The organism is Cohnella hashimotonis, assembly GCF_030014955.1.
Classification (GTDB): Bacteria; Bacillota; Bacilli; order Paenibacillales; family Paenibacillaceae; genus Cohnella; species Cohnella hashimotonis.
In genome coordinates this window covers 3,373,836-3,392,896 of record NZ_JAGRPV010000001.1, presented here as the reverse complement: position 1 = coordinate 3,392,896, position 19,061 = coordinate 3,373,836, and the positions used below count along the sequence as shown (strand labels likewise).

The 19,061-nt window shown below is 57.1% G+C and carries 18 protein-coding genes and 1 pseudogene; 14 read left to right on the top strand and 5 right to left on the bottom strand.

Annotated elements, in window-relative coordinates; all coding sequences use genetic code 11:
- Positions 1-218: 218 nt before the first annotated feature.
- Complete coding sequence (locus KB449_RS13575; RefSeq protein WP_282908894.1) at positions 219-1,667, top strand: ArnT family glycosyltransferase; 1,449 nt, start codon at positions 219-221, stop codon at positions 1,665-1,667.
- A 44-nt stretch (positions 1,668-1,711) separates the two neighbouring features.
- Here the strand turns inward: KB449_RS13575 and KB449_RS13570 are convergent, their stop codons facing one another.
- Entirely contained in the window at positions 1,712-2,350 is a 639-nt protein-coding gene (locus KB449_RS13570; protein ID WP_282908893.1) for a DUF1796 family putative cysteine peptidase, read from the bottom strand.
- 186 nt (positions 2,351-2,536) lie between these two features.
- Between KB449_RS13570 and KB449_RS13565 the strand changes: the two genes are divergently transcribed.
- Complete coding sequence (locus tag KB449_RS13565) at positions 2,537-2,920, top strand: hypothetical protein (RefSeq protein WP_282908892.1); 384 nt, start codon at positions 2,537-2,539, stop codon at positions 2,918-2,920.
- A gap of 13 nt (positions 2,921-2,933) precedes the next feature.
- Here the strand turns inward: KB449_RS13565 and KB449_RS13560 are convergent.
- Positions 2,934-4,382 (bottom strand): annotated as a pseudogene (locus tag KB449_RS13560) (MFS transporter).
- Between the two features lie 149 nt (positions 4,383-4,531).
- On the opposite strand from KB449_RS13560, the gene KB449_RS13555 reads away from it, so the two are divergent.
- The 4 genes from KB449_RS13555 (at position 4,532) to mnmH (ending at position 8,186) form a co-directional block, all read left to right on the top strand.
- Complete coding sequence (locus KB449_RS13555; protein ID WP_282908891.1) at positions 4,532-4,993, top strand: MarR family winged helix-turn-helix transcriptional regulator; 462 nt, start codon at positions 4,532-4,534, stop codon at positions 4,991-4,993.
- Positions 4,994-5,112: 119 nt separating this feature from the next.
- The gene (rnz, locus tag KB449_RS13550) at positions 5,113-6,030 is read left to right on the top strand and encodes a ribonuclease Z (RefSeq protein ID WP_282908890.1); all 918 of its coding nucleotides are present in this window, start codon (positions 5,113-5,115) and stop codon (positions 6,028-6,030) included.
- 30 nt (positions 6,031-6,060) lie between these two features.
- The gene (selD, locus tag KB449_RS13545; protein ID WP_282908889.1) at positions 6,061-7,110 is read left to right on the top strand and encodes a selenide, water dikinase SelD; all 1,050 of its coding nucleotides are present in this window, start codon (positions 6,061-6,063) and stop codon (positions 7,108-7,110) included.
- Between the two features lie 17 nt (positions 7,111-7,127).
- The gene (gene mnmH / locus KB449_RS13540; RefSeq protein WP_282908888.1) at positions 7,128-8,186 is read left to right on the top strand and encodes a tRNA 2-selenouridine(34) synthase MnmH; all 1,059 of its coding nucleotides are present in this window, start codon (positions 7,128-7,130) and stop codon (positions 8,184-8,186) included.
- Between the two features lie 92 nt (positions 8,187-8,278).
- Here the strand turns inward: mnmH and KB449_RS13535 are convergent, their stop codons facing one another.
- Positions 8,279-9,040: a glucose 1-dehydrogenase gene (locus tag KB449_RS13535; RefSeq protein WP_282908887.1), complete on the bottom strand. Its 762-nt coding sequence runs from the start codon at positions 9,038-9,040 to the stop codon at positions 8,279-8,281.
- Between the two features lie 162 nt (positions 9,041-9,202).
- Between KB449_RS13535 and KB449_RS13530 the strand changes: the two genes are divergently transcribed.
- The 3 genes from KB449_RS13530 (at position 9,203) to KB449_RS13520 (ending at position 12,342) form a co-directional block, all read left to right on the top strand.
- Positions 9,203-9,814 carry a TetR/AcrR family transcriptional regulator gene (locus KB449_RS13530; RefSeq protein WP_282908886.1) on the top strand — a complete coding sequence of 204 codons (612 nt, stop codon included), beginning with the start codon at positions 9,203-9,205 and terminating at the stop codon, positions 9,812-9,814.
- A gap of 138 nt (positions 9,815-9,952) precedes the next feature.
- Complete coding sequence (locus KB449_RS13525; protein ID WP_282908885.1) at positions 9,953-10,747, top strand: Nif3-like dinuclear metal center hexameric protein; 795 nt, start codon at positions 9,953-9,955, stop codon at positions 10,745-10,747.
- A 47-nt stretch (positions 10,748-10,794) separates the two neighbouring features.
- Positions 10,795-12,342, top strand: coding sequence for a tetratricopeptide repeat protein (locus KB449_RS13520; protein WP_282908884.1), 1,548 nt, complete (start codon positions 10,795-10,797; stop codon positions 12,340-12,342).
- A gap of 162 nt (positions 12,343-12,504) precedes the next feature.
- On the opposite strand, the gene KB449_RS13515 is transcribed toward KB449_RS13520, so the two are convergent.
- Positions 12,505-13,413: a VanZ family protein gene (locus KB449_RS13515; protein ID WP_282908883.1), complete on the bottom strand. Its 909-nt coding sequence runs from the start codon at positions 13,411-13,413 to the stop codon at positions 12,505-12,507.
- A 256-nt stretch (positions 13,414-13,669) separates the two neighbouring features.
- A complete protein-coding gene (locus KB449_RS13510; protein WP_090115923.1) occupies positions 13,670-13,855 on the bottom strand; it encodes a sporulation protein Cse60 in 186 nt (61 codons plus the stop codon).
- A 206-nt stretch (positions 13,856-14,061) separates the two neighbouring features.
- On the opposite strand from KB449_RS13510, the gene KB449_RS13505 reads away from it, so the two are divergent.
- From KB449_RS13505 to KB449_RS13485, 5 genes are all read left to right on the top strand, one after another.
- Positions 14,062-15,051 carry a diaminopimelate dehydrogenase gene (locus KB449_RS13505; protein ID WP_282908882.1) on the top strand — a complete coding sequence of 330 codons (990 nt, stop codon included), beginning with the start codon at positions 14,062-14,064 and terminating at the stop codon, positions 15,049-15,051.
- 80 nt (positions 15,052-15,131) lie between these two features.
- Positions 15,132-15,335 (top strand): hypothetical protein, encoded by a 204-nt coding sequence (locus KB449_RS13500; protein WP_282908881.1) that lies wholly within the window; start codon positions 15,132-15,134, stop codon positions 15,333-15,335.
- A 424-nt stretch (positions 15,336-15,759) separates the two neighbouring features.
- Positions 15,760-16,965, top strand: coding sequence for a type III polyketide synthase (locus KB449_RS13495; RefSeq protein WP_350356224.1), 1,206 nt, complete (start codon positions 15,760-15,762; stop codon positions 16,963-16,965).
- A complete protein-coding gene (locus tag KB449_RS13490; protein ID WP_282908880.1) occupies positions 16,958-17,746 on the top strand; it encodes a methyltransferase domain-containing protein in 789 nt (262 codons plus the stop codon). Before KB449_RS13495 ends, KB449_RS13490 begins: the two co-directional genes overlap by 8 nt.
- Positions 17,743-18,927 (top strand): NAD(P)/FAD-dependent oxidoreductase, encoded by a 1,185-nt coding sequence (locus KB449_RS13485; protein WP_282908879.1) that lies wholly within the window; start codon positions 17,743-17,745, stop codon positions 18,925-18,927. The genes KB449_RS13490 and KB449_RS13485 overlap by 4 nt, the downstream gene beginning before the upstream one ends.
- The last annotated feature ends 134 nt before the right edge of the window (positions 18,928-19,061 follow it).

Sequence of the window (19,061 nt, the reverse complement as noted above, 5' to 3'; positions counted from 1 at the left end):
GTCATCCTGAACGAAGGGGATATCGTGTAAATGCTAGAAAAGGGGGTATTTGTGCGTCTTGCGAAGATAGGCTTTAGGGGGGTTGGCGGCGGTTAGCGGAACTGTTGATAGATACCAAACGGAGAACGATTTCTAAACACGAGGCTATTATGATAGACTCCAATAGAAGATGGGCGCTATCGGTATAAAAAAAGAAAGTGCCATTGGGAGTGTCATGCATGTATGGAGCGCGACTGTTTTTGACGATAGGCAGCTTGTTTATGGCTGTGGTATTTGTTTCGTCGTTTGTCTTTACGGTAGATGCTTATGGCTCGTTTGGACAGACGCTTGCGTCTACTGTTTGCTGTGCGCTAGTCGCGTTGCTGATTGCTCATGTATTGAATCGGCGTCCGGGAAGCAAGACGTTTCTCGTTTTGTTTATTGTGATCGGTATGGGTCTGCGGATCGGTTGGATTTTTTTAAACGATGCGCCGCCCCGTTCGGATTTTCTTTTTATGTACAACGCGGCGCAAGAGGCGGCAGCGGGCAGCTTCGGATTTGCGGATTCGGCTTATTTTACGAGCTTTCCCTATCAATTTGGTTTTACGATGTACGAGGCTGCGATCATACGCTTGTTCGGCGATTCTTTACTGGCATTGAAGGTCATTGGCGCCATTTTTAATATGGGAACCGCGGTAATCTTGTATTTTACTGGCGCACGATTGTTTAATGAGACCTGTGGGAGAATAGCGTCGTGCTTCTACGCGTTTTATTTACCGAACATTTTGATGTGCTCGGTGCTAACGAATCAACATTTGTCCGTATTTTTGTTTTTCCTTGGATGCTCGTTGATGCTGAAGCGCAGGGGTTCGCTGCTGTCGTGGTTGTGGGCTGGGCTCGCTATCGGTCTTGGTCAACTGATTCGACCGATAGGCGTGGTTTATTTATCGGGCATCGTTCTGTTCGCCTTGCTGGAAGTGTGGAAAAAGCTGCGCGAGGGAAGACGTCGAAAAGCCTGGAGGCAAGCAGGGATGCTGCTAGCCATGATCGGAATTTATGCCGTCATTCAATGGGCTGCCAGTACGTCGCTACAGAACGCGGGAGTTACGCAGCAAGCGTTGTCTGACGGAGATAAGTATTGGAAGTTCATGGTTGGTCTGAATGCAAAGACGAACGGCGGATGGAACATAGAGGACGCGCAATATGCAAACAGTTTTGCGTTCGGCGAGGAGAGGCATGAAGCGGAGCTTTTGCGGATCAAGGAGCGGCTTGAAAACAAAACGGAAGTGTTGTTTTTGATGGGCAGGAAGCTAGCGCTAATGTGGGGGAGCGGAGATTCGTCCGCCTACTGGAGCCTAGACGGAACGGGCCGTTACCAACTAGAGCGATCTCTGAGCATGGCCGAAAGACCGCAGTATGTCGTGTTTTGCGGGTTTGCGTTGTTTGCGTTGCTTGCATTATGGAGAGCTGGCATGTATAGAGGACCTCTGCTGTATATCCTGTTGTTGCTTATATACGCAGGCGCTCACCTAGCGATCGAGATCCAGACACGCTATCGACTTGATTTGATGCCGGCATTCATGTTGCTAGCGAGCTATGGGGTATGGCAGACATACAACTCGATTCGTAGGGCAGCTTCCTCGTTGGACGAGACAACCAAGGATGCCGCTGGCGGCATTGGAATCTAAAGATCGAGAGCATGGCGATAGATGCGCCATGCTCTTATTTTAGTTTAAACCGGTTCACGATACCGGATTCCGCTCAGCATGTGGCTCCAATAACCGTCATTGCCGTTCCATACGGCTTCGCGGTCTCCCGGCAGCTCCACCGAACAAACTCGTTCGAGAGGCCAATCGGTCTCTATTAGCGATGCCGTGCCGGTCTCGCTCACATGAAGCAAATTGTAATTGTGTGCGACAAAATCGTCCAGCGTATCCCGCAGTTCTTTGACCTCTTCAAATGTGCCCCCGCATCTTACGAAAAGCAGGCGTTTACCGTTGACGGCCCGCTCCAAAAACCTGGCTCGCAGATGGTCGTACTTCGACTTGACATAAGCGTACATCTCTAGGTTATAGGGATCGTTCTGGTGCGCGAAGAAGTCGTGGTTGGATATCACATTGTAGAATGACTCCCTGATGAGATGGTGGGTGCCGCCGAACGTGTTTTCAAACTTTAAATGCTCCCGATCCATGAAGCTCTCGCAGCGGTTGCGCAGAAAACGGCTGATATCCGGAAGCGTGTAGGAAGCGACCCAATCGAGCGGCCCCGCAAATGGCCTCAGTCCGTTGCGCTCCAGCTGAATCGCTGTGAGGCACAGCCAACCGAGACTGAAAATCCCGTCATATTCTCCCTTGATCTCGGCTAGCCGCATGCCGATTCCTCCTTTGAATCGCTGACCTCTTCTTACAATGAATGCCGAATCGGACAGGACGGTATGGATAAAGAGAGGGGTGAGAACGCCGCTTCTAAAGCAGACGCTCCCTCATGACCATGTCCAAACACTTGCCGTAAACATATTTTGAAAGGATCGGCTATTAAGTTATTGGAGAGGATCGCGATGAAGCATTGCGTAGAGACCGGCGCGCCCAGAGACAGTTTTTCTCGATTTGCCGTACAGGATGAGGTCGTTTTGACTGCGGTACAGTTGACGGATATTGTATCGACGGACGAGATCAAGGTCGGGATCGAAATTGGATGGGACAATTCAGGCGCATGGGATATGGGCGAGCTTGAGATTCTTCTTCGCAAAGGCGGCCCGACCGGGGAAGTCGTCGAGTGGTCGCTTGAATCGTGCTTTTCTAGCGCCCTCACGAAAATCGCCTACAGGACAATCGGCGGGGAGCGGTCGCAGTCGTTTTATTTGTCCGTTCGATCACCGCATGGGCGCGCGGTCATTAGCGGGCCGTATTGGCTCAAGGCAAGCGTCCGCTCCAAATACTAAACAGCCCTTTGAATTATGCGTTCAACGGCTTCGTGCGGGCACTTCGCCTGGCGGACCAGAGCCGCCACCCGGTCAACAAGGCGCCTGCCAGGCAGATCGCCGCCGCCGTCAGAAATACGACGTGCATGCCGGCAAGGAACAGATCGGGGCTCACTGAGTTGAAGTCATTAATTCGACTGCCGGCTCTTGCGCTCATGACGCCGAAAAGCGTCGTTGTCGCCAGCGTGATGCCTGCGACCATGCCGATGTTGCGTATGAGCGCATTAATGCTGCCGGCTATGCCGAGCTGCGTCTTCGGTACCCTGGACATGACAAGCGAATTGTTCGGCGACTGGAAGAGTCCGCTGCCGAGACCTAGGAGCGCCATCCAGGTGCCGGCAAGCGCTACAGAACTGCTATCGTCGAGACTGGCCATGCCTAGTTGAGCGACAATGAGTACGATAAGACCAATAAACGTAAGCAGCTCGGAACCGATCTTGTCGGATAGGGCACCGCTGAGCGGCGCGACGACGACCATGACGATCGGGAACAGCATCATGAGCAAGCCTGCTTGGGAAGGCGTCAGGCCTAGAATGTCCTGTACGTAAAAAGGAGCAATAATGTTGAAGCAGGCATTGGAGACGAACACGAGGAAACCGCAAGCAATGCTTAACGAAAACAGCGGATTGCGAAACATCGACAGCTGCAGAAGCGGCGAAACGGTTCTTTTCTCGAAGCGGATAAAAAAAGCGAATACGATCAACGCTGCGGCTAGCGAACCTACGATCCATGGTTTGCCGTACCCATACTGTTGCCCGAGCAGAAGTCCGGCGAACAGCAGCAAGATAAAGAGGGTAAACATCGCGCTGCCGACTGTATCGATCTTGACTTTGAGCTTGGTGAGGTCGGGGGGAAGCTTCCGCCACCCGATCGCCAGTGCGGCAAGGCCGACAGGAACGTTGACCTAAAAAATATATTCCCAGCCGAGTCCGGATAAAATGAGGCCGCCAAGGCTCGGACCGGCGATAATGCCGAGGGAAACGAAGGTACCGGTCAGCCCTAACGCCCTGCCTCGCTCGCTGCCGGGGAAGATGTCCGTTACGATGCCCTGGCTGTTCGCCATCGTCATGGACGCGCCCAGCGCTTGAACGAGCCGCGAAGCGATGATCGCCGGCAAGCTGTCGCTGAGGCCGCACAATAGCGAACCGGCCGTAAAGATCATCATGCCCAGCCGGAATATTTTGATTTTGCCGATGATGTCCCCGAGCTTTCCGAAAAACAGAATGGCTGCGCAGATCGTCATCAGATAGGCCGTGACGATCCATTCAGTCTGCGCAACGGGGAGCTGGAGCTCGCGGGAGACGACGGGAAGCGCAATATTGACGATGCTGCCGTCCAATGTAGCCATGAACGTGAACAAATTGAGTATGATGAGAATGAGCCAACGGTTTTTCTGGATGATCGGATCGTCCTGGTAAGTCATCGCATGTCAACCTTCCTTTTTTCGAAACCAGCTTATGGTTGCTAGTGCAACTAATTGCGCAAGCCTAGTTTAACTCACTTTAGTTGCGGCAGCAACTTAATTGCGCTAAGCTAGAAATATTCGATTGCATCGCCAAAAGGAGGACCGACATGAGACCTTACACGGTGGGCAAGCTCATGTCATTCATCAACCGCATCGCACAGCGGGAGCTGGCCGAAAAACTGAAGCCGCACGGCATCGGAAGCGGAGGGCAGCACAGTTACCTAAAGGCGATCCTGACGACGCCGGGCATGAATCAGGATAAGCTGACGAGCGTAGTGAAGTTCGATAAGGCGACGACGACACGCTGTATCCGGCAGCTTGAGGAAGCCGGGTATGTGAGCCGGAAGGTGGACGAGGACGACCGCCGTTCGTACAGGCTATACCCGACCGAGCTTGCCAACGCTTTCGAGCCGACCCTGCAAGCGATATTGGACGATTACAATCGGTTGTTGACCGCCCATTTGACAGCTGGCGAGATCGATACGCTGCATGCGCTGCTCCACAAAATGTATGCGGGCCTGGACGAGTCCGTTGCCGGTTCTTGTGAGTCTGCTCAGAATCCGACATAAACAAACCGAAAATGGCAAAGGGCCAACGCGCAAGGAGGGGATTGGATTTATGCCCCGGTCATTTGGCATCCTAAAGCGTATTCCTGCCGACGCCGGCGAAACCAAGCGAGGTGCGGTTCATGAAGCTGTTATTTTTAGGCACGAGCGCGGGCCGGCCGACGGCGCGTCGCAACGTATCGTCGATCGCGCTCGTTTTCCCCGAGGATCAAAACCGATTTTGGCTGTTTGACGCCGGCGAGGGCACGCAGCATCAGCTGTTGAAATCCAAGCTCAAGCTCGGCAAGCTGAACCGGATTTTTATCACGCATATGCATGGCGATCATTTATACGGCTTGCCCGGCATTTTAAGCAGCCGAACGTATTATGAAGGCGCGGACAAGCTGGAGCTGTACGGACCGCCCGGACTGCGGGCGTATGTGGAGAGCGTGCTGCTTTACAGCGAAGCGCATTTGAACTACGAGCTCGGCATTCATGAGATTGACGGAGACGGAGAAGCGTTCGACGACGGACGCTTCAGGATCGAAGCCGGCGAGCTGACGCATCGCGTCCGCAGCTTCGGTTATCGGATCGAGGAGCATCCGCGATCAGGCCAGCTTGATCTGGCTTATCTGACGAGCCGCGGCGTCCCGCCCGGGCCGCTGTACGGCAAGCTTAAGCGCGGCGAAGACATCGTTTTGCAGGATGGCTCCGTCATCCGGGCGTCCATGGCCGTCGGTCCATGCGTCAACGGACGGATCGTGACGATATTAGGCGATACGGTCAAATGCGAGCGCGCTGCCACTTTGGCCCAACATGCAGACGTGCTCGTCCATGAAGCAACGTTCGGCATCGGACTGGAGGAGAAGGCGGCACTGTACGGGCATTCGACGTTTCTCCAAGCGGCGGAGACTGCCGCGCAGGCCGGGGCCAAGCGGCTGATCGTCAGCCATATCAGCGCGCGATACGCCGACGAGGACGTCGAAGCGCTGATCGGCCAGGCCGGCGCGATATTCCCGAATATCGAAGCCGCTTACGACTTCAAGGAAGTGTGTATTTAATGTCACTGAACGCAGGAGGAGATTCGAACGATGAGCGCAAACGAAAAAATCAAATTGACTTCGCTGTCGAGCAAGGGAGGCTGCGGCTGCAAGATCGGCCCCGGCGATCTGTCCGAGGTGATCCGGAGCTTGCCGGCGGCGCCGTTGGATCCTAATCTGCTGGTCGGTATCGATACGAGCGACGACGCGGGCGTATACAAGTTGAACGACGAACTGGCGATCGTGCAGACCGTCGACTTTTTTACGCCGATTGTGGACGACCCCTATGCATTCGGCCAGATCGCCGCGGCCAATGCCATCAGCGACATTTACGCCATGGGCGGCAATCCATTAACGGCATTAAATATCGTTGCATTCCCGATCAACACGCTGGACAAGCAAATACTGGCCGAAATCCTGCGCGGCGCTGGAGACAAAGTTCGCGAAGCGGGGGCGACGCTCGTTGGCGGTCATTCGATCGATGACAAAGAGCCGAAGTTCGGACTCGCCGTTACCGGCATTATCCATCCGGACCGCGTGAAAACGAATGCAGGCGCAAAACCGGGTAACAAACTGATGTTGACCAAGCCCATCGGCGTCGGCATTCTCACGACGTCGATCAAAAACGATCGGCTGAGCGAAAGCGAGATTGCCCGGGTGACGCAAGTGATGGCTACGCTGAACAAAACAGCCGCCGAAACGATGGCAGCTTATACGGTGGACGCTTGCACCGACGTTACCGGCTTCGGGCTGCTTGGACATGCGCTCGAGATGGCCAAAGGAAGCGGTGTCGGCATCCGGATCCGTCAAGCCGACGTGCCGGTCCTGCCTCGCGCGCGCGAGCTTGCGGAGAGCGGGCTCGTGCCTGGCGGCACGAAAAAGAATTTCGAGCATGTGTCGCCGCACGTTACGTTCCCCGAAGCGATGGACCAAACCGATCGCTTCGTTCTCTGCGACGCCGTCACCTCGGGCGGCTTGCTCATCGCCGTGGCGGGCGATCAAGCGGACGCGCTGCTCGAAGCGATGGTCGCAGCCGGCGTTGAAGCAAGCATCGTCGGCGAGGCGGTCGCCGAGCATCCTGGGCATATCATGGTTGTCTGACGGAGGAGCGTGACAGCGTGTTCACTGATATTCCATGGACCGAGCTTTCCGAAAAGCGGCATGACAAACCCGTCACGCTGATCGACGTCCGCTCGCCAGGCGAATTTTCGAATGCCACCATTCCAGGCAGCGTCAACATCCCTTTGTTCGATGACGCGGAACGGGCGGAGGTCGGCACGATTTATACGCAGGTCGGCACGGACGCGGCCAAGGAACGGGGGCTCGAGCTCGTTTCGGCCAAGCTTCCTGCATTTATCAAACAATTTTCCGCGATTCCGGGCGATAAAGTCGTATTCTGCTGGCGGGGCGGCATGCGCAGCAAGACGACGGCCACCGTACTGTCGCTCATGGGAATCTACAGCCAGCGACTCGCCGGCGGCTATCGCGCCTATCGCCGTTGGGTGACCGAGCAGCTAGAGACGCTCGCTTTCTCGCCGACGCCTATCGTCCTGCAGGGTTCGACCGGCTCGGGTAAAACGCAAATACTGATGCGGCTTAAGCAGGAGGGCCGGCCCGTCATTGATCTGGAGGGCATGGCGGGCCATCGTGGTTCGATCTTCGGCGGAATCGGTCTGCGGCCGAACAATCAGAAGACGTTCGATTCGCTGCTGCTCGATGCGCTGCTCGAATACCGCGACGAGCAATTCGTTCTCTTCGAGGCCGAGAGCAAGCGGATCGGCAAGATCGTCGTTCCCGACGTGCTGTACAGCTCTCGCTCGCGCGGCTATCAAATTACGCTTGAGCTTCCGGTTGAGGTCCGCGCCGCGCAAATCCTGCGCGATTATGAACCTTGGAAGCACGAGCAAGACTGTATCGATGCATTCTCCCGCATTCGCGAGCGCATCCATACGCCTGTCGCGGCAGAGATCGACGGCTGCCTCAGAACCGGGCGCTATGCGCCGGCGGTCGAGCTGCTGCTTGCGCATTATTACGATCCGCTGTACGCGCATTCGTCGGCGTCCGCGCTCGAACCCGGCGTCCGCAACTTAACGGTCCAGGCCGTTTCGGCCGACGACGCCTATTTAAAGACGAAGCTGGCGATCGAATCGATTGCGGACCATTCGTCGGGGAATTAAAGCAAAGGAAAGACGCTTCCTTCCGGCATGCGCGGGAAGAAAGCGTCTTTTCACGCCTTCATAATAAGCAGAAGCGTCAGCAAGTTCAAAAATCAGTAAGCTGACCATCCTCCGTCCGCCGTCACGACGGTGCCGTTGACGAACGCCGAGTCTTCCGAGGCCAGAAACAGCGCGACTGAGGCGATCGCCGCCGGATCGCCGACGTCAGTACGCTGGAGCGCCATGCCGGCCATCGCTTGCTCGAGACCGAACGGATCGGGCTGCGAGCCGCCGATGCCGATATTCGTCGCGACGGCGCCTGGCGCGATCGCGTTGCAGCGAATGCCGAGCTTGCCGTATTGGAAGCCGACATTTTTGGTCAGGCCGATGACGGCATGCTTGGAGGCCGTATACGCGGCGCCTGCGCGGGAGCCGAACAGACCGCCTACGGAAGCGGTGTTGATGATGACGCCTTTGCCCTGCGCCTTCATGATCGGCAGCGCTTTGCGAATCGCCCTCAGCGGGCCCGTCACGTTGATGTCCATCACGCGCGTCCACATCTCGTCGGTAACCGCTTCGGCGGACATCATGCCGTCCATGATGCCTGCATTGTTGACAAGAACGTCAAGGCTTCCGAAGCTCTCGACGGCCGTATCGATCATTCGTGATACGTCATCTTCCTTGGAAACGTTGGCAACGACGCCTTTGGCCTGACCGCCTGTCGACGCGATCTCGGCGACGACCGCGTCGACGGCCGCAGCGTTGATGTCGGCGACGACGACCTTCGCGCCTTCTTGGGCGAACAGCAAGGCCATCGCTTTGCCCATGCCCGAGGCGGCGCCCGTTATGACGACTGACTTGTCCTGCAGCTTCATTCGAATCATCCTCCGGAAAGTGTATTGTAGGCTATGTTGTTTGGCGACATCGTGTCGCCTATAATAATAACGAACGGGACAGGCTCACGGCGTACACTTTGCCCGAATGTGTAGTCTAACCGCAAAAAAGGAAATATCGCACTCGCGCGAAAGGGGAAATCGATGCGGATGGCGCGTGCGCACGAGTCCGATACAAGGGTCGTCCGGTCCCGCAAAGCGCTTAAAGCTGCGCTGCTGCAGCTGTTGTCGGAGAAGCCGTTCAGCCTGATCAAGACGAACGAAATCGCGAGGGCGGCCAGCATCAACAGAGTGACTTTCTACGATCACTTTTCCACAAAAGAAGAACTGCTCAACGAGATCGTCGACGACGTGCTTTCCGAGTATGGCGACATCATCGAGGCCAGCCCCGGAGATGCGCAGGGGTTCGCTTCGTCCGACGAGCTCTACCGGACGATTCGCAGTTCGGTCAGGCATATCAAAAAACACGCCGAATTTTATCGCATCATGCTGCTGACCAACGGGGTGCCCGATCTGTCCAACCGGCTTCACGACCAGATGAGCGCTTCGCTGCATAAAACGTTTCGAAAAGCCGGCACACTCTCGTCCGCCATCGAATACGACCTGTATATCGATTGGATCATCGGTGGCGCGATCGGCATTTACAAGAACTGGCTGCAAAACGGGCTTCGGCAAACGGAGGAAGAAATCGCGAAGCAGATGCTGATCATCACGACAGCCTCGAGCCACGGACTCGATCAGTCTCGCATGCGTTAACCGCGGCAAGGACAAACCTCTCCATTCATATTCCATCGTTGAAACCTCGGTTTGGAGACCGCGGCCGGACTATGGTACGATGCCAAAGAAAGCAAGACATGCGGAATCGAAAAGGACGTATAGGGGAGGGGAGCATTCATGGCGATTACGGTGGGGCAGGTGCTGGATGCTTTGATCGCGCCGGTCGGCAAACGGGAAGACACGGTCGATACGCTCAAAAACGGAAATCCGGAAGAAGAGGTGAGAGGGGTCGCAGTCGTATTCCTGGCCACCTACGAAGTCATCGGCCGCGCGATCGCATCAGGCGCCAATCTGATCATTACGCACGAACCGACCTACTACAACCACCTGGACGAAACGGACTGGCTGAGCGGCGACCCGGTGTACGAACGCAAGCGCGCCTTGATCGAGTCGTCCGGCGTAGCGGTTTTCCGGCTTCACGATTATATTCATCAATACAAGCCCGACGGTATTGTCGACGGCATGCTGCGTGCCCTTGACTGGGAAGCGTACGCCGACCCCGACAAAACGTTGATGCTTACGCTGCCGGAAGACGGCGGTCGGACCGTCCGGTCTATTGCGGATGAGATTAAGCGCAAGCTGGGAATCGATAGCGTCATGGTCGCCGGAGATCCGGAGCTTGCCGTCACCCGCTTCGGCTTCGCTGTCGGTGCGCCCGGCGGACGTTCGCAAATGGCGTATCTGCGGGAGCGGGACATCGAATTGCTGATCGCCGGCGAGACCAACGAATGGGAGACCAACGAATACGTCCGGGATGCGGCGGATATGGGGATGAACAAGGCAATGATCATTCTGGGCCATCAAAAGAGCGAAGAGCTTGGCATGCGCACGGTCGTCAAGCTGCTGCGCGACGCCTTCCCGGGATTGCCGGTCGATCACCTGGAATTGCCAACGGCGCTGCGACGGATCTGATCCGGGCGCAGCGACATAAAAAATAGAAGGAAGCAGGTTGCTTAGGCATGGCAGCGACGGACAGTCAGAAATACAGATTCAGCGAAGCGCCGGTCTGGGAGCTTCAGCGCGCATATTACGAGCAGCTGGGCTTGAAGGCCTGGAATAACGACCAGGTGCCCCAATATATTACGAGCAATCCGATGATCGGAGCGGCCTATGCGGAGATGATCTTCGGCTTTTTGCAGGACCGGGCGACGCAAGGGGCGACGGAGGAGACCGTAACGCTCGTCGAGCTGGGCGCCGGCGCGGGACGCCTGGCTTACCATGTGCTGCATGAGCTTGCCCTTCTCAAGGCGTACGCGGGCATCGCTTTGCCGCCATTGCGTTACGTCATGACCGATCTCGCGCTTAAAAACGTGGAAGGCTGGCGCCGGCATCCGGCCTTGGCGAACTTCATCGATCAAGGCGCGCTCGACCTCGCGACCTTCGACGCCGAGCGCGATACGGAGCTCAAGCTGCTCGTCTCCGGCGAGACGATCGCGCCCGGACAGCTGCGTCAGCCGTTGCTTATCGTCGCGAATTACTTTTTCGACGCCATTCCGCAGGAGCTCATCTACATCGGAGAGGGCCTCGTGTACGACTGCGATGTCGTCGTCGGTCAGACCGAGCCCGCGCCGGGATTGACGTTGTCGGAGCAGCTCAGGCGGATGACGCTGACGTACGAGCACCGGCGGGCGCCGCGATTCGAAGATGCGCGATACCCGTATCGCGATGTAATCGCGCTGTATCAGCGCGAGCTTGAAGATTCGCATGTGCTATTTCCGGAGATCGGCTTGCGTTGCCTGGAACGGCTCGGGCAGCTGTCGCGCGCAGGCTTTGCCATGATCACGGCGGATAAGGGAGATCACCGGCTGGACAACTGGCGCTTCGCGGAGCCGCCGCAGCTCGTCCATCACGGCAGCATCTCCTTGACGGCAAACTACCACGCGATTCAGCACGTGTTCGAGAGCAGGGGGGCTGAAGCGCTTTTTACCGACCACCATTATAAAAATATCAATGTGGCTTGCATTCTCATGCTGGAGTCGCCCAAGCAATATGTGAATACGAGACTTGCCTACCGCAAAAGCGTGGCCCGGTTCGGGCCCGACGATTTCTTCAGCCTGAAGCTGTTGGCCGACCGCGAGATCGAGACGTTGCGACTTCAGCAGATTCTCGCGTTCTGGCGCCTCGGCGGGTACGATGCGGAATGGTTCATTCAGACGGCCAAGCGCATCTCCAGCCTGCTTGCGGACGCGAACGACGAAGAGAAGCTGGACTTGCGCAGCGGCATTCATCGAATGTGGACGTCGTTTTACGTCATGCCGCAACGATACGACCTTGCTCTCGACGCCGGCCTGATCCTGTTCGAGATGGACATGTACGAGGATGCCAAACCGCTGCTGGACGCCTCGGCGCAGGGCGACGACGATCCGGTATCGACCGTTTATTTTTGCCTCGCGATCTGCAGCCTGGAGTTGGGGCAGGAGGACGAGGCGAGAGCGTATCTGCAGCGGGCGCTCGAGCTTGAGCCCGATCATGAGGAGGCGCTCACGCTGCTTGCAGCGCTGGGTTAATAGAAGCGAAGGCGCGAGCGCTCGTCGCCGTGAACAAAATGCGAGGCATCGACGTTCGCACCTGAAATGCCTCCTGATCCAGTAACGGAAAACGCAGCAAGGCTGTCGAGGGAGAATCTCGACAGCCTTGCTGCGTTTTCGCTGTATTTCCTCGGGAGCAGTTTACTCCCACCAATGCTCCATTTTGCGATAGCCGATGTCCCAGAGCACCGCGTTCCCTTCAACGACGATACGAAGCTCGTCAATCTGATTAAAAGGGACCATGATCGTTTCGATGCCGGATATGTATTCGCCGCTGAATTCGGCGAACATTGCACCGTCTGCGAAGATGGATACGCGCCCTTCGTGCGCCGAGCGATCCGGAATCCCGTAATTTGCGTAAAGATGAATGTTCTTCAAATGTCCCGTATGGATCGTATAGGTTGATGTTGAGCTTGAGCCGGCGACGTATGAATTATATTGAGGCTTAATGGACTCTCCGCCTACGGTGAATGCGGAGAAGCTCCCGGCCAAGGCATCGGATTCTCCAGCAACGTTTAAGGCTTGAAAGACACCTTCCTTCTTTTTGATTGCCGCATCCCAGCCTTCCGATACGAGCATGACGCCGGCCAGCAGCGCGATCGCGCTTAAGACCGTCACCATCCATTTACGCGCTCGGCGTCCGGACGCCAAGCCGGCCCGCCAGGCCGCATACCCGATAAACGCGCCTAACGTATTGGCAATAATGTCGTCCACATCGAAGGAACCGAGTCGCGTCAGCGCCTGAAGTGTCTCCAAAAACGTAATCGCCAACAAGAAAAAAGCGGCGAATTTCATAAAAGACCAGCGAAAAAAATAAGGAATAATGATGCCGAAGGGCATGAACGCAGCGACATTGCCTAAACTGAACAACCACATAAAAGTCGGTTCGGGAAATCGCAGCGGCGTGGTTTCCGGCACGAACATGAAGGTGAATCCGTCGCTTAATCTGTTTGTTCTGTTGAACGCGAGAAACATAAAAAACAATACTAGCAAGGTATAGAGCACGGCGGCTGTCGCGACGATTTTTCTGCTGCGGGGCTTCAATGGCATTTGTCCTCTAAGAGCTCCCTCATATAACGGTATCAAGTTTAATAGTGGAAATTCGATGAAGGTGTAGATCTACAATATCAAAATAGATTAATAACGGCAAAATGTGCACTACAAAATCGCAGGCAAGTCTCCTATGGATCTCCGGCATTTATAAACAGACGGATCAATCGAAAACAGCCTTGGATCGTATGCCGTCCAAGGCTGTTTTCGTATCGAGCCGGCGTATGGCAGCAAGGTCGAAGCTTCCGAATTCCGGTTATTTCGTTTTGTACACCACAAGAATCGAAGCGCGTTGATGGACGACGCCTTGCGTTTGCGACTTGGCGTACGAACCGTACAAAATGTTAACGACCTGTTCTTCTTCCAATCCGGCCAAAAATTCATTGGCTCTCTTTTCCGCGAGCGAATATTCGGTATCGAGGAATTCCTTTAGTTGGATCAAGCTTGATCTCTCCTATTCGAGTTGTGTTGAGGGATCTTCGTCTCATCATAGCACAAAATTGGCGCTTGTCCACAATCGAGCGGGTATCAAGTTTGTCGGAGACATGAAAGAATGATGTCAGCGTCAAGGGTTGAAAAATCAAGCTTTGCAAGTTACATCCCATGTGAGTTATACTTTTGTGGATATTCGCTAAGGGGGAAACGATCATGTCGTCCAAAATCAGGGTCGGAATCGTCGGCTACGGGAATCTGGGCCGCGGCGTACATAAGGCAATCGGACAAAACGAGGATATGGAGCTCGTTGCGATTTTTACGCGGCGCGACGCAGCCCGCATGTCGGCGGACACGAACGTTAATGCGAGATTCGAATCGATCTCGAATATCGAGCGCTTCCGCGGAGAGATCGACGTTATGATACTGTGCGGGGGCTCGGCGACGGATCTGCCGGAGCAGACCCCGCTTGTTGCGGCAAGCTTCAATACGGTAGACAGCTTCGATACGCACGCGAAAATTCCCGAGTTTTACCGAGCGGTGGACGAAGCGGCGCGCAAGGGCGGAAATGTCAGCGTCATTTCGACGGGGTGGGATCCCGGACTGTTTTCGATGAACCGCTTGCTGGCTGAATCGATTCTGCCCCAGGGCAAGGAATATACGTTCTGGGGGAAAGGCGTCAGTCAAGGTCACTCGGATGCGATCAGGCGCGTACCCGGCGTCAAAGCGGGCGTCCAATACACGATCCCGGTCGAACGCGCGATCGCCAGCGTACGCAGCGGGGAAAACCCGGAGCTGACGACGCGGGAAAAGCATGAGCGACTGTGCTATGTCGTTGCCGAGCAGGGAGCGGACACAGCTGCCATCGAACGCGAGATCAAAGAAATGCCCAACTACTTCTCGGACTACGAGACGACGGTCGAGTTTATTACCGAGGAGAAGCTGCAGGCGGAGCATAGCGGCATGCCGCACGGCGGGTTTGTTCTCCGCAGCGGCGTGACGGGAGAAGGCACGCAGCAATTGATCGAATTCGGCCTCAAGCTGGGCAGCAATCCCGAGTTTACCGCCAGCGTCCTGGTCGCCTATGCACGGGCGGCCGCACGATTGTCGCAAGAAGGCGCTTCCGGCGCGAAAACCGTATTCGACATTCCGCTCGGCCACCTGTCCCCGCATTCGGCCGAAGCGCTGCGCGAGCGCTTGCTCTAACTCGACAGGCGGCAGCCGCTTAGCGGCAGGAAGCCGAATTTGCTATAATGATGGCAACTTGCGAATAATGGAGAGCGGATATGATCATACCGATTATTCTGGTCATCGTCGTGATGGTCGTCGGCTTTGCGGCGACGATCGCGATCGGGCAATCGAGGACGAATAAGGAAGGCAATCCGGGCTACTTCCAGCAGACGGGCAAGAAGTGGGCGAACCTGAGCTGGATCTATGTCGTTTGTACGGTCGCAATCGTTGCAGTGCTGATTTACGCATTGAATCGGTAACCTTGTTTCGTTCGGCGCCGTATCAAACAAGCGAATGAATCAAACGGGACGAAGCGGAGGAACCTCCTGCTTCGTCCCGTTTGTCGACTAGAGGTGCTCATGCGCCTGCCGATATCGGAATGCGCGGGTATAGCGCAAAATTGTCAAAATTGAGCTATTTTCGTATTGCAGGTAGTCCGCCCGTTCGCCGCCGATAGCAGGATGCGCGGGGATTGCGGAAAACTGAGCTATTGTTGCTGCCCGTTCGTCTTCCGCGTCGATAGCCGCAAAAGTCAAGGAGTTGCCCAAAGGTCATTTAGATGACTTGAAAGGGCAGCTCCTTTTTGCGCGAAAACAGCTTGTTTACATATTCGAACGCCGCCCGGAATAAAGTGAAGGATAGCAGCTTGTCTTGCGATATCCGAACGAAATGGGGTTGATGCGTATGATGGAGACCATTGAGCAGCCAATAACGATGCTCGGTATCGGGACTGCGGTGCCCGCGCACAAGCTAGACCAGCTGGACACGGCCCAGCGACTGGCCGAGGCCCTTCGGGAGACGCCCGACGCTGCCCGCTGGGCGAGACGTCTGTTCAAGCAATGCGGCGTGCAAACCCGCTACACCTGCGAACCTGCCCTGCTCGAGCCGGCGGAGCGCAACCGCTATTTCGCTCAGCTGTCGGGACTTGCGGTGCCTGCGACCTCGGAGCGCATGGCAAATTACAAGCAGGCGTCGGTGCCGTTAGCGCTGCGTGCTGCGTCTGCGGCGCTCTCCGACGCGCGCATATCGCCCTCGGAGCTGACGCATCTGGTGACGGTCAGCTGCACAGGTCAGTATCTGCCGGGGCTCGACACGGTGTTGGCCAAGCAGCTCGGATTACAGGATTCGGTGAACCGGATCCCGCTGAACTTTGTCGGGTGCGCAGCCGGACTTAAGGCGATCGGGATGGCGCGCGATATCGTGAGCGGGCAGCCTGAAGCAGCCGTGCTTGTCGTTTGCGTCGAGCTGTGCACGCTCCACATTCAGCCTTCCGCAGAGAAGGAGGCGCTTTTCGGCGCATCGTTTTTCGGGGACGGAGCGTCCGCGTGCGTGATCGGCGCCGAGGCAGGCGACGGGAGGGATGCGTTCGAGTTGGGAAGACCGAGCAGCGCGCTGCTGCCGGAAGGCGAGAACGAGATGGTCTGGGAAGTCGGCGATCACGGCTTCGACCTCTATCTGTCTTCCCGTATACCGGCGCTGATCGGCCGCTACCTGCCGGAACGCCTGGCTTCCTTTTTAGGGGAAAAGGATTCGCAGCCCGATATTTGGGCGATTCATCCCGGCGGAAAAGGCATTCTCGACGCGCTCGAATCGGAGCTCGGACTGGAAGACATGCATACCGGGTACAGCAGAGGCGTATTGCGCGACTTCGGCAATATGTCCTCCGCGACGCTGCTGTTCGTGCTCGATGCCATCCGTAAGGCCAAACGCGATGAAAACGCGGCGCGTTCGGAAGGCATATGTCTCGCATTCGGTCCCGGACTTTCCGCCGAGATGCTGCCGATCGTCTACCGACCGGGCGAGCAGGCTGCAATACGTTCACAGACGCTGCATGGAGTAAAGGGTGAAATCGAGCCGATCGATGAAGCGCAGCTGGCCTCCCATGTTTAAGCTGCTCAAAACGCGCGCAAAAGCGCCCGAGCTGATGGACGATCTGGCGCAGGGAGGCGCCGAACTGCGCGAAGCGCTGCGGCATTTGCGCAGGCTGAACCGACTGTTCGCCGCATCCGGCCGGACGTTGTACGGCGTCGTGCGACTCTGGGAGCACGCGGGACGTCCGAAGCGCCTCACGGTGCTGGACATCGGAGCCGGCTCCGGGGACGTCAATGCGGCGCTGCTCCGCTGGGCCGAAGCGCACGATGTGACCATTGGCATCACGCTCGTCGACCGGACGGAAGAAGCGTGCGCCGAAGCGCGGGCATTTTACGCCGGCGAGCCTCGCATTCATGTCATGCGCAGCGACCTGTTCGACCTTGAAGAAGCGGTCGCGGACATCGTCACCGCGTCCCAGTTCGTACATCATTTTGAAGATGAGGAGCTGCCTGACGTCGCGAGAGCCATGCTGAGGGCTTCCAAAGTGGGAATCGTCATTCAGGATATTCATCGCCATTGGCTTGCTTGGACGGCCGTATGGCTGGCGGCCAGACTCGTATCGGGGAACCGTTATGTCGTGAACGACGGTCCGCTGTCTGTCGCGAAGGGTTTTCGGGCTTCGGATTGGGAGCGGCTTCGCGTGCGGATGGGAGAGAACGGTTTCGCGTACAGCTGGCGACCTTTGTTCCGCTATGTCGTTACGGTGCCGAAGACAGCCCGTCCAACTCCCGATTATGGCCCAAGATCTGGCTCCAGCTCAAGCGGAACGGGTCCCGACGGAAAGGAGGCGCTCGCTTGAACGAAGTCTTAAAGCGAGTTCCTGCGTTATGCGAGGCGGTTGACGTGGCGATCATCGGCGCGGGCATTGCGGGCAGCAGTCTCGCCAAGGCGCTCGCGGACCGCGGGCGCAGCGTACTCCTGATTGATCGAAAAGGGTTTCCAAGGCACAAAGTGTGTGGGGAATTTTTGTCGCCCGAGTCGATCGGCATCCTGTCCGAACTCGGCTTCGCTTCTGCTTTAAAGTCGCTCGAGCCGGCAGAAATCCGCGCGGCGCGGATTCACGCCTTCGGAAGTGCGCCTCTCTATATACGGTTGCCCGGCGTGGCTTGGGGGCTCAGCCGCTTCGCCCTTGACGAAGCACTTCACCGAGAAGCCCGAATGGCCGGCGTCGAGGTCGCGACGGGAACGACCGTCTCATCGATGCGGCGCGAAGCGGAAGGCTGCTCGCTGAACATCCTTCGCGGCGGGGAGGCGATTACCGTGCGGGCGCGCGCCGTCATCGGCGCTTGGGGCGGCGGTGGCCGTTTGTCCGTTTTGACTGGCGCGCAGCGAAGGAACAAGCCGGCAAGCTCGCCTTACCTGGGCGTCAAGATGCACTTTACAGGCATCGAAGCGAGGGACGAAGTCGAGCTATATTTTTTTGACGGAGGCTATCTGGGCTTGTCTCCCGCGAGCAACGGCATCGTGAATGCCGCCGCGCTGCTCGACAGGCGCACGGTTCGCGACGCGCCGACCGTGGTGCAGGGCTGGCTCGAGCTCGCGCGGTCTCGCAGTCAGGCGCTCGACCTGCGTTTGTCCGGCGCGCTGCCCGTGTCGGGCACGCATGCCGCAATCGCGCCGGTGCGATTATATGCCAGACCAGTCCCCTGGGACGGCATTCCGCTCGTCGGCGACGCTTGCGCGACGATCCCGCCGCTGTGCGGGGATGGCATGTCGATGGCGCTTCGCGCCGCGCAGCTGTGCGCAATGTCCGCAGAGCGTTATCTCTGCGGCGAGCTGTCCCTACAAGAGTGGGAGGAGGCGTATGCCCGCGCGATTCGCAGCGAATTCAGCGGTCCGCTGCGATGGGGGAACTTGCTGCAGCGTGCAGCCGGCCGGCCGCTTCTGGCGCGTACCGCTTTGAGCGCGGCGCGCTGCATGCCGGCGCTCGGACGCCGGCTCGTACAGGCGACCCGGCTCGGACCGCCGTCGCGAGCCTGATCGCGACGGTGGCTGCGCTTGTTGTCGCTTTCGCCTCAAGCGATGCGCCTGCGAAGCCCGATAGCGGAAGGAGCGGTGAGCAACGCTACGCACGCCGACTCTAAAGCGCCTAACCTCAGGGTAGACGCCATCCG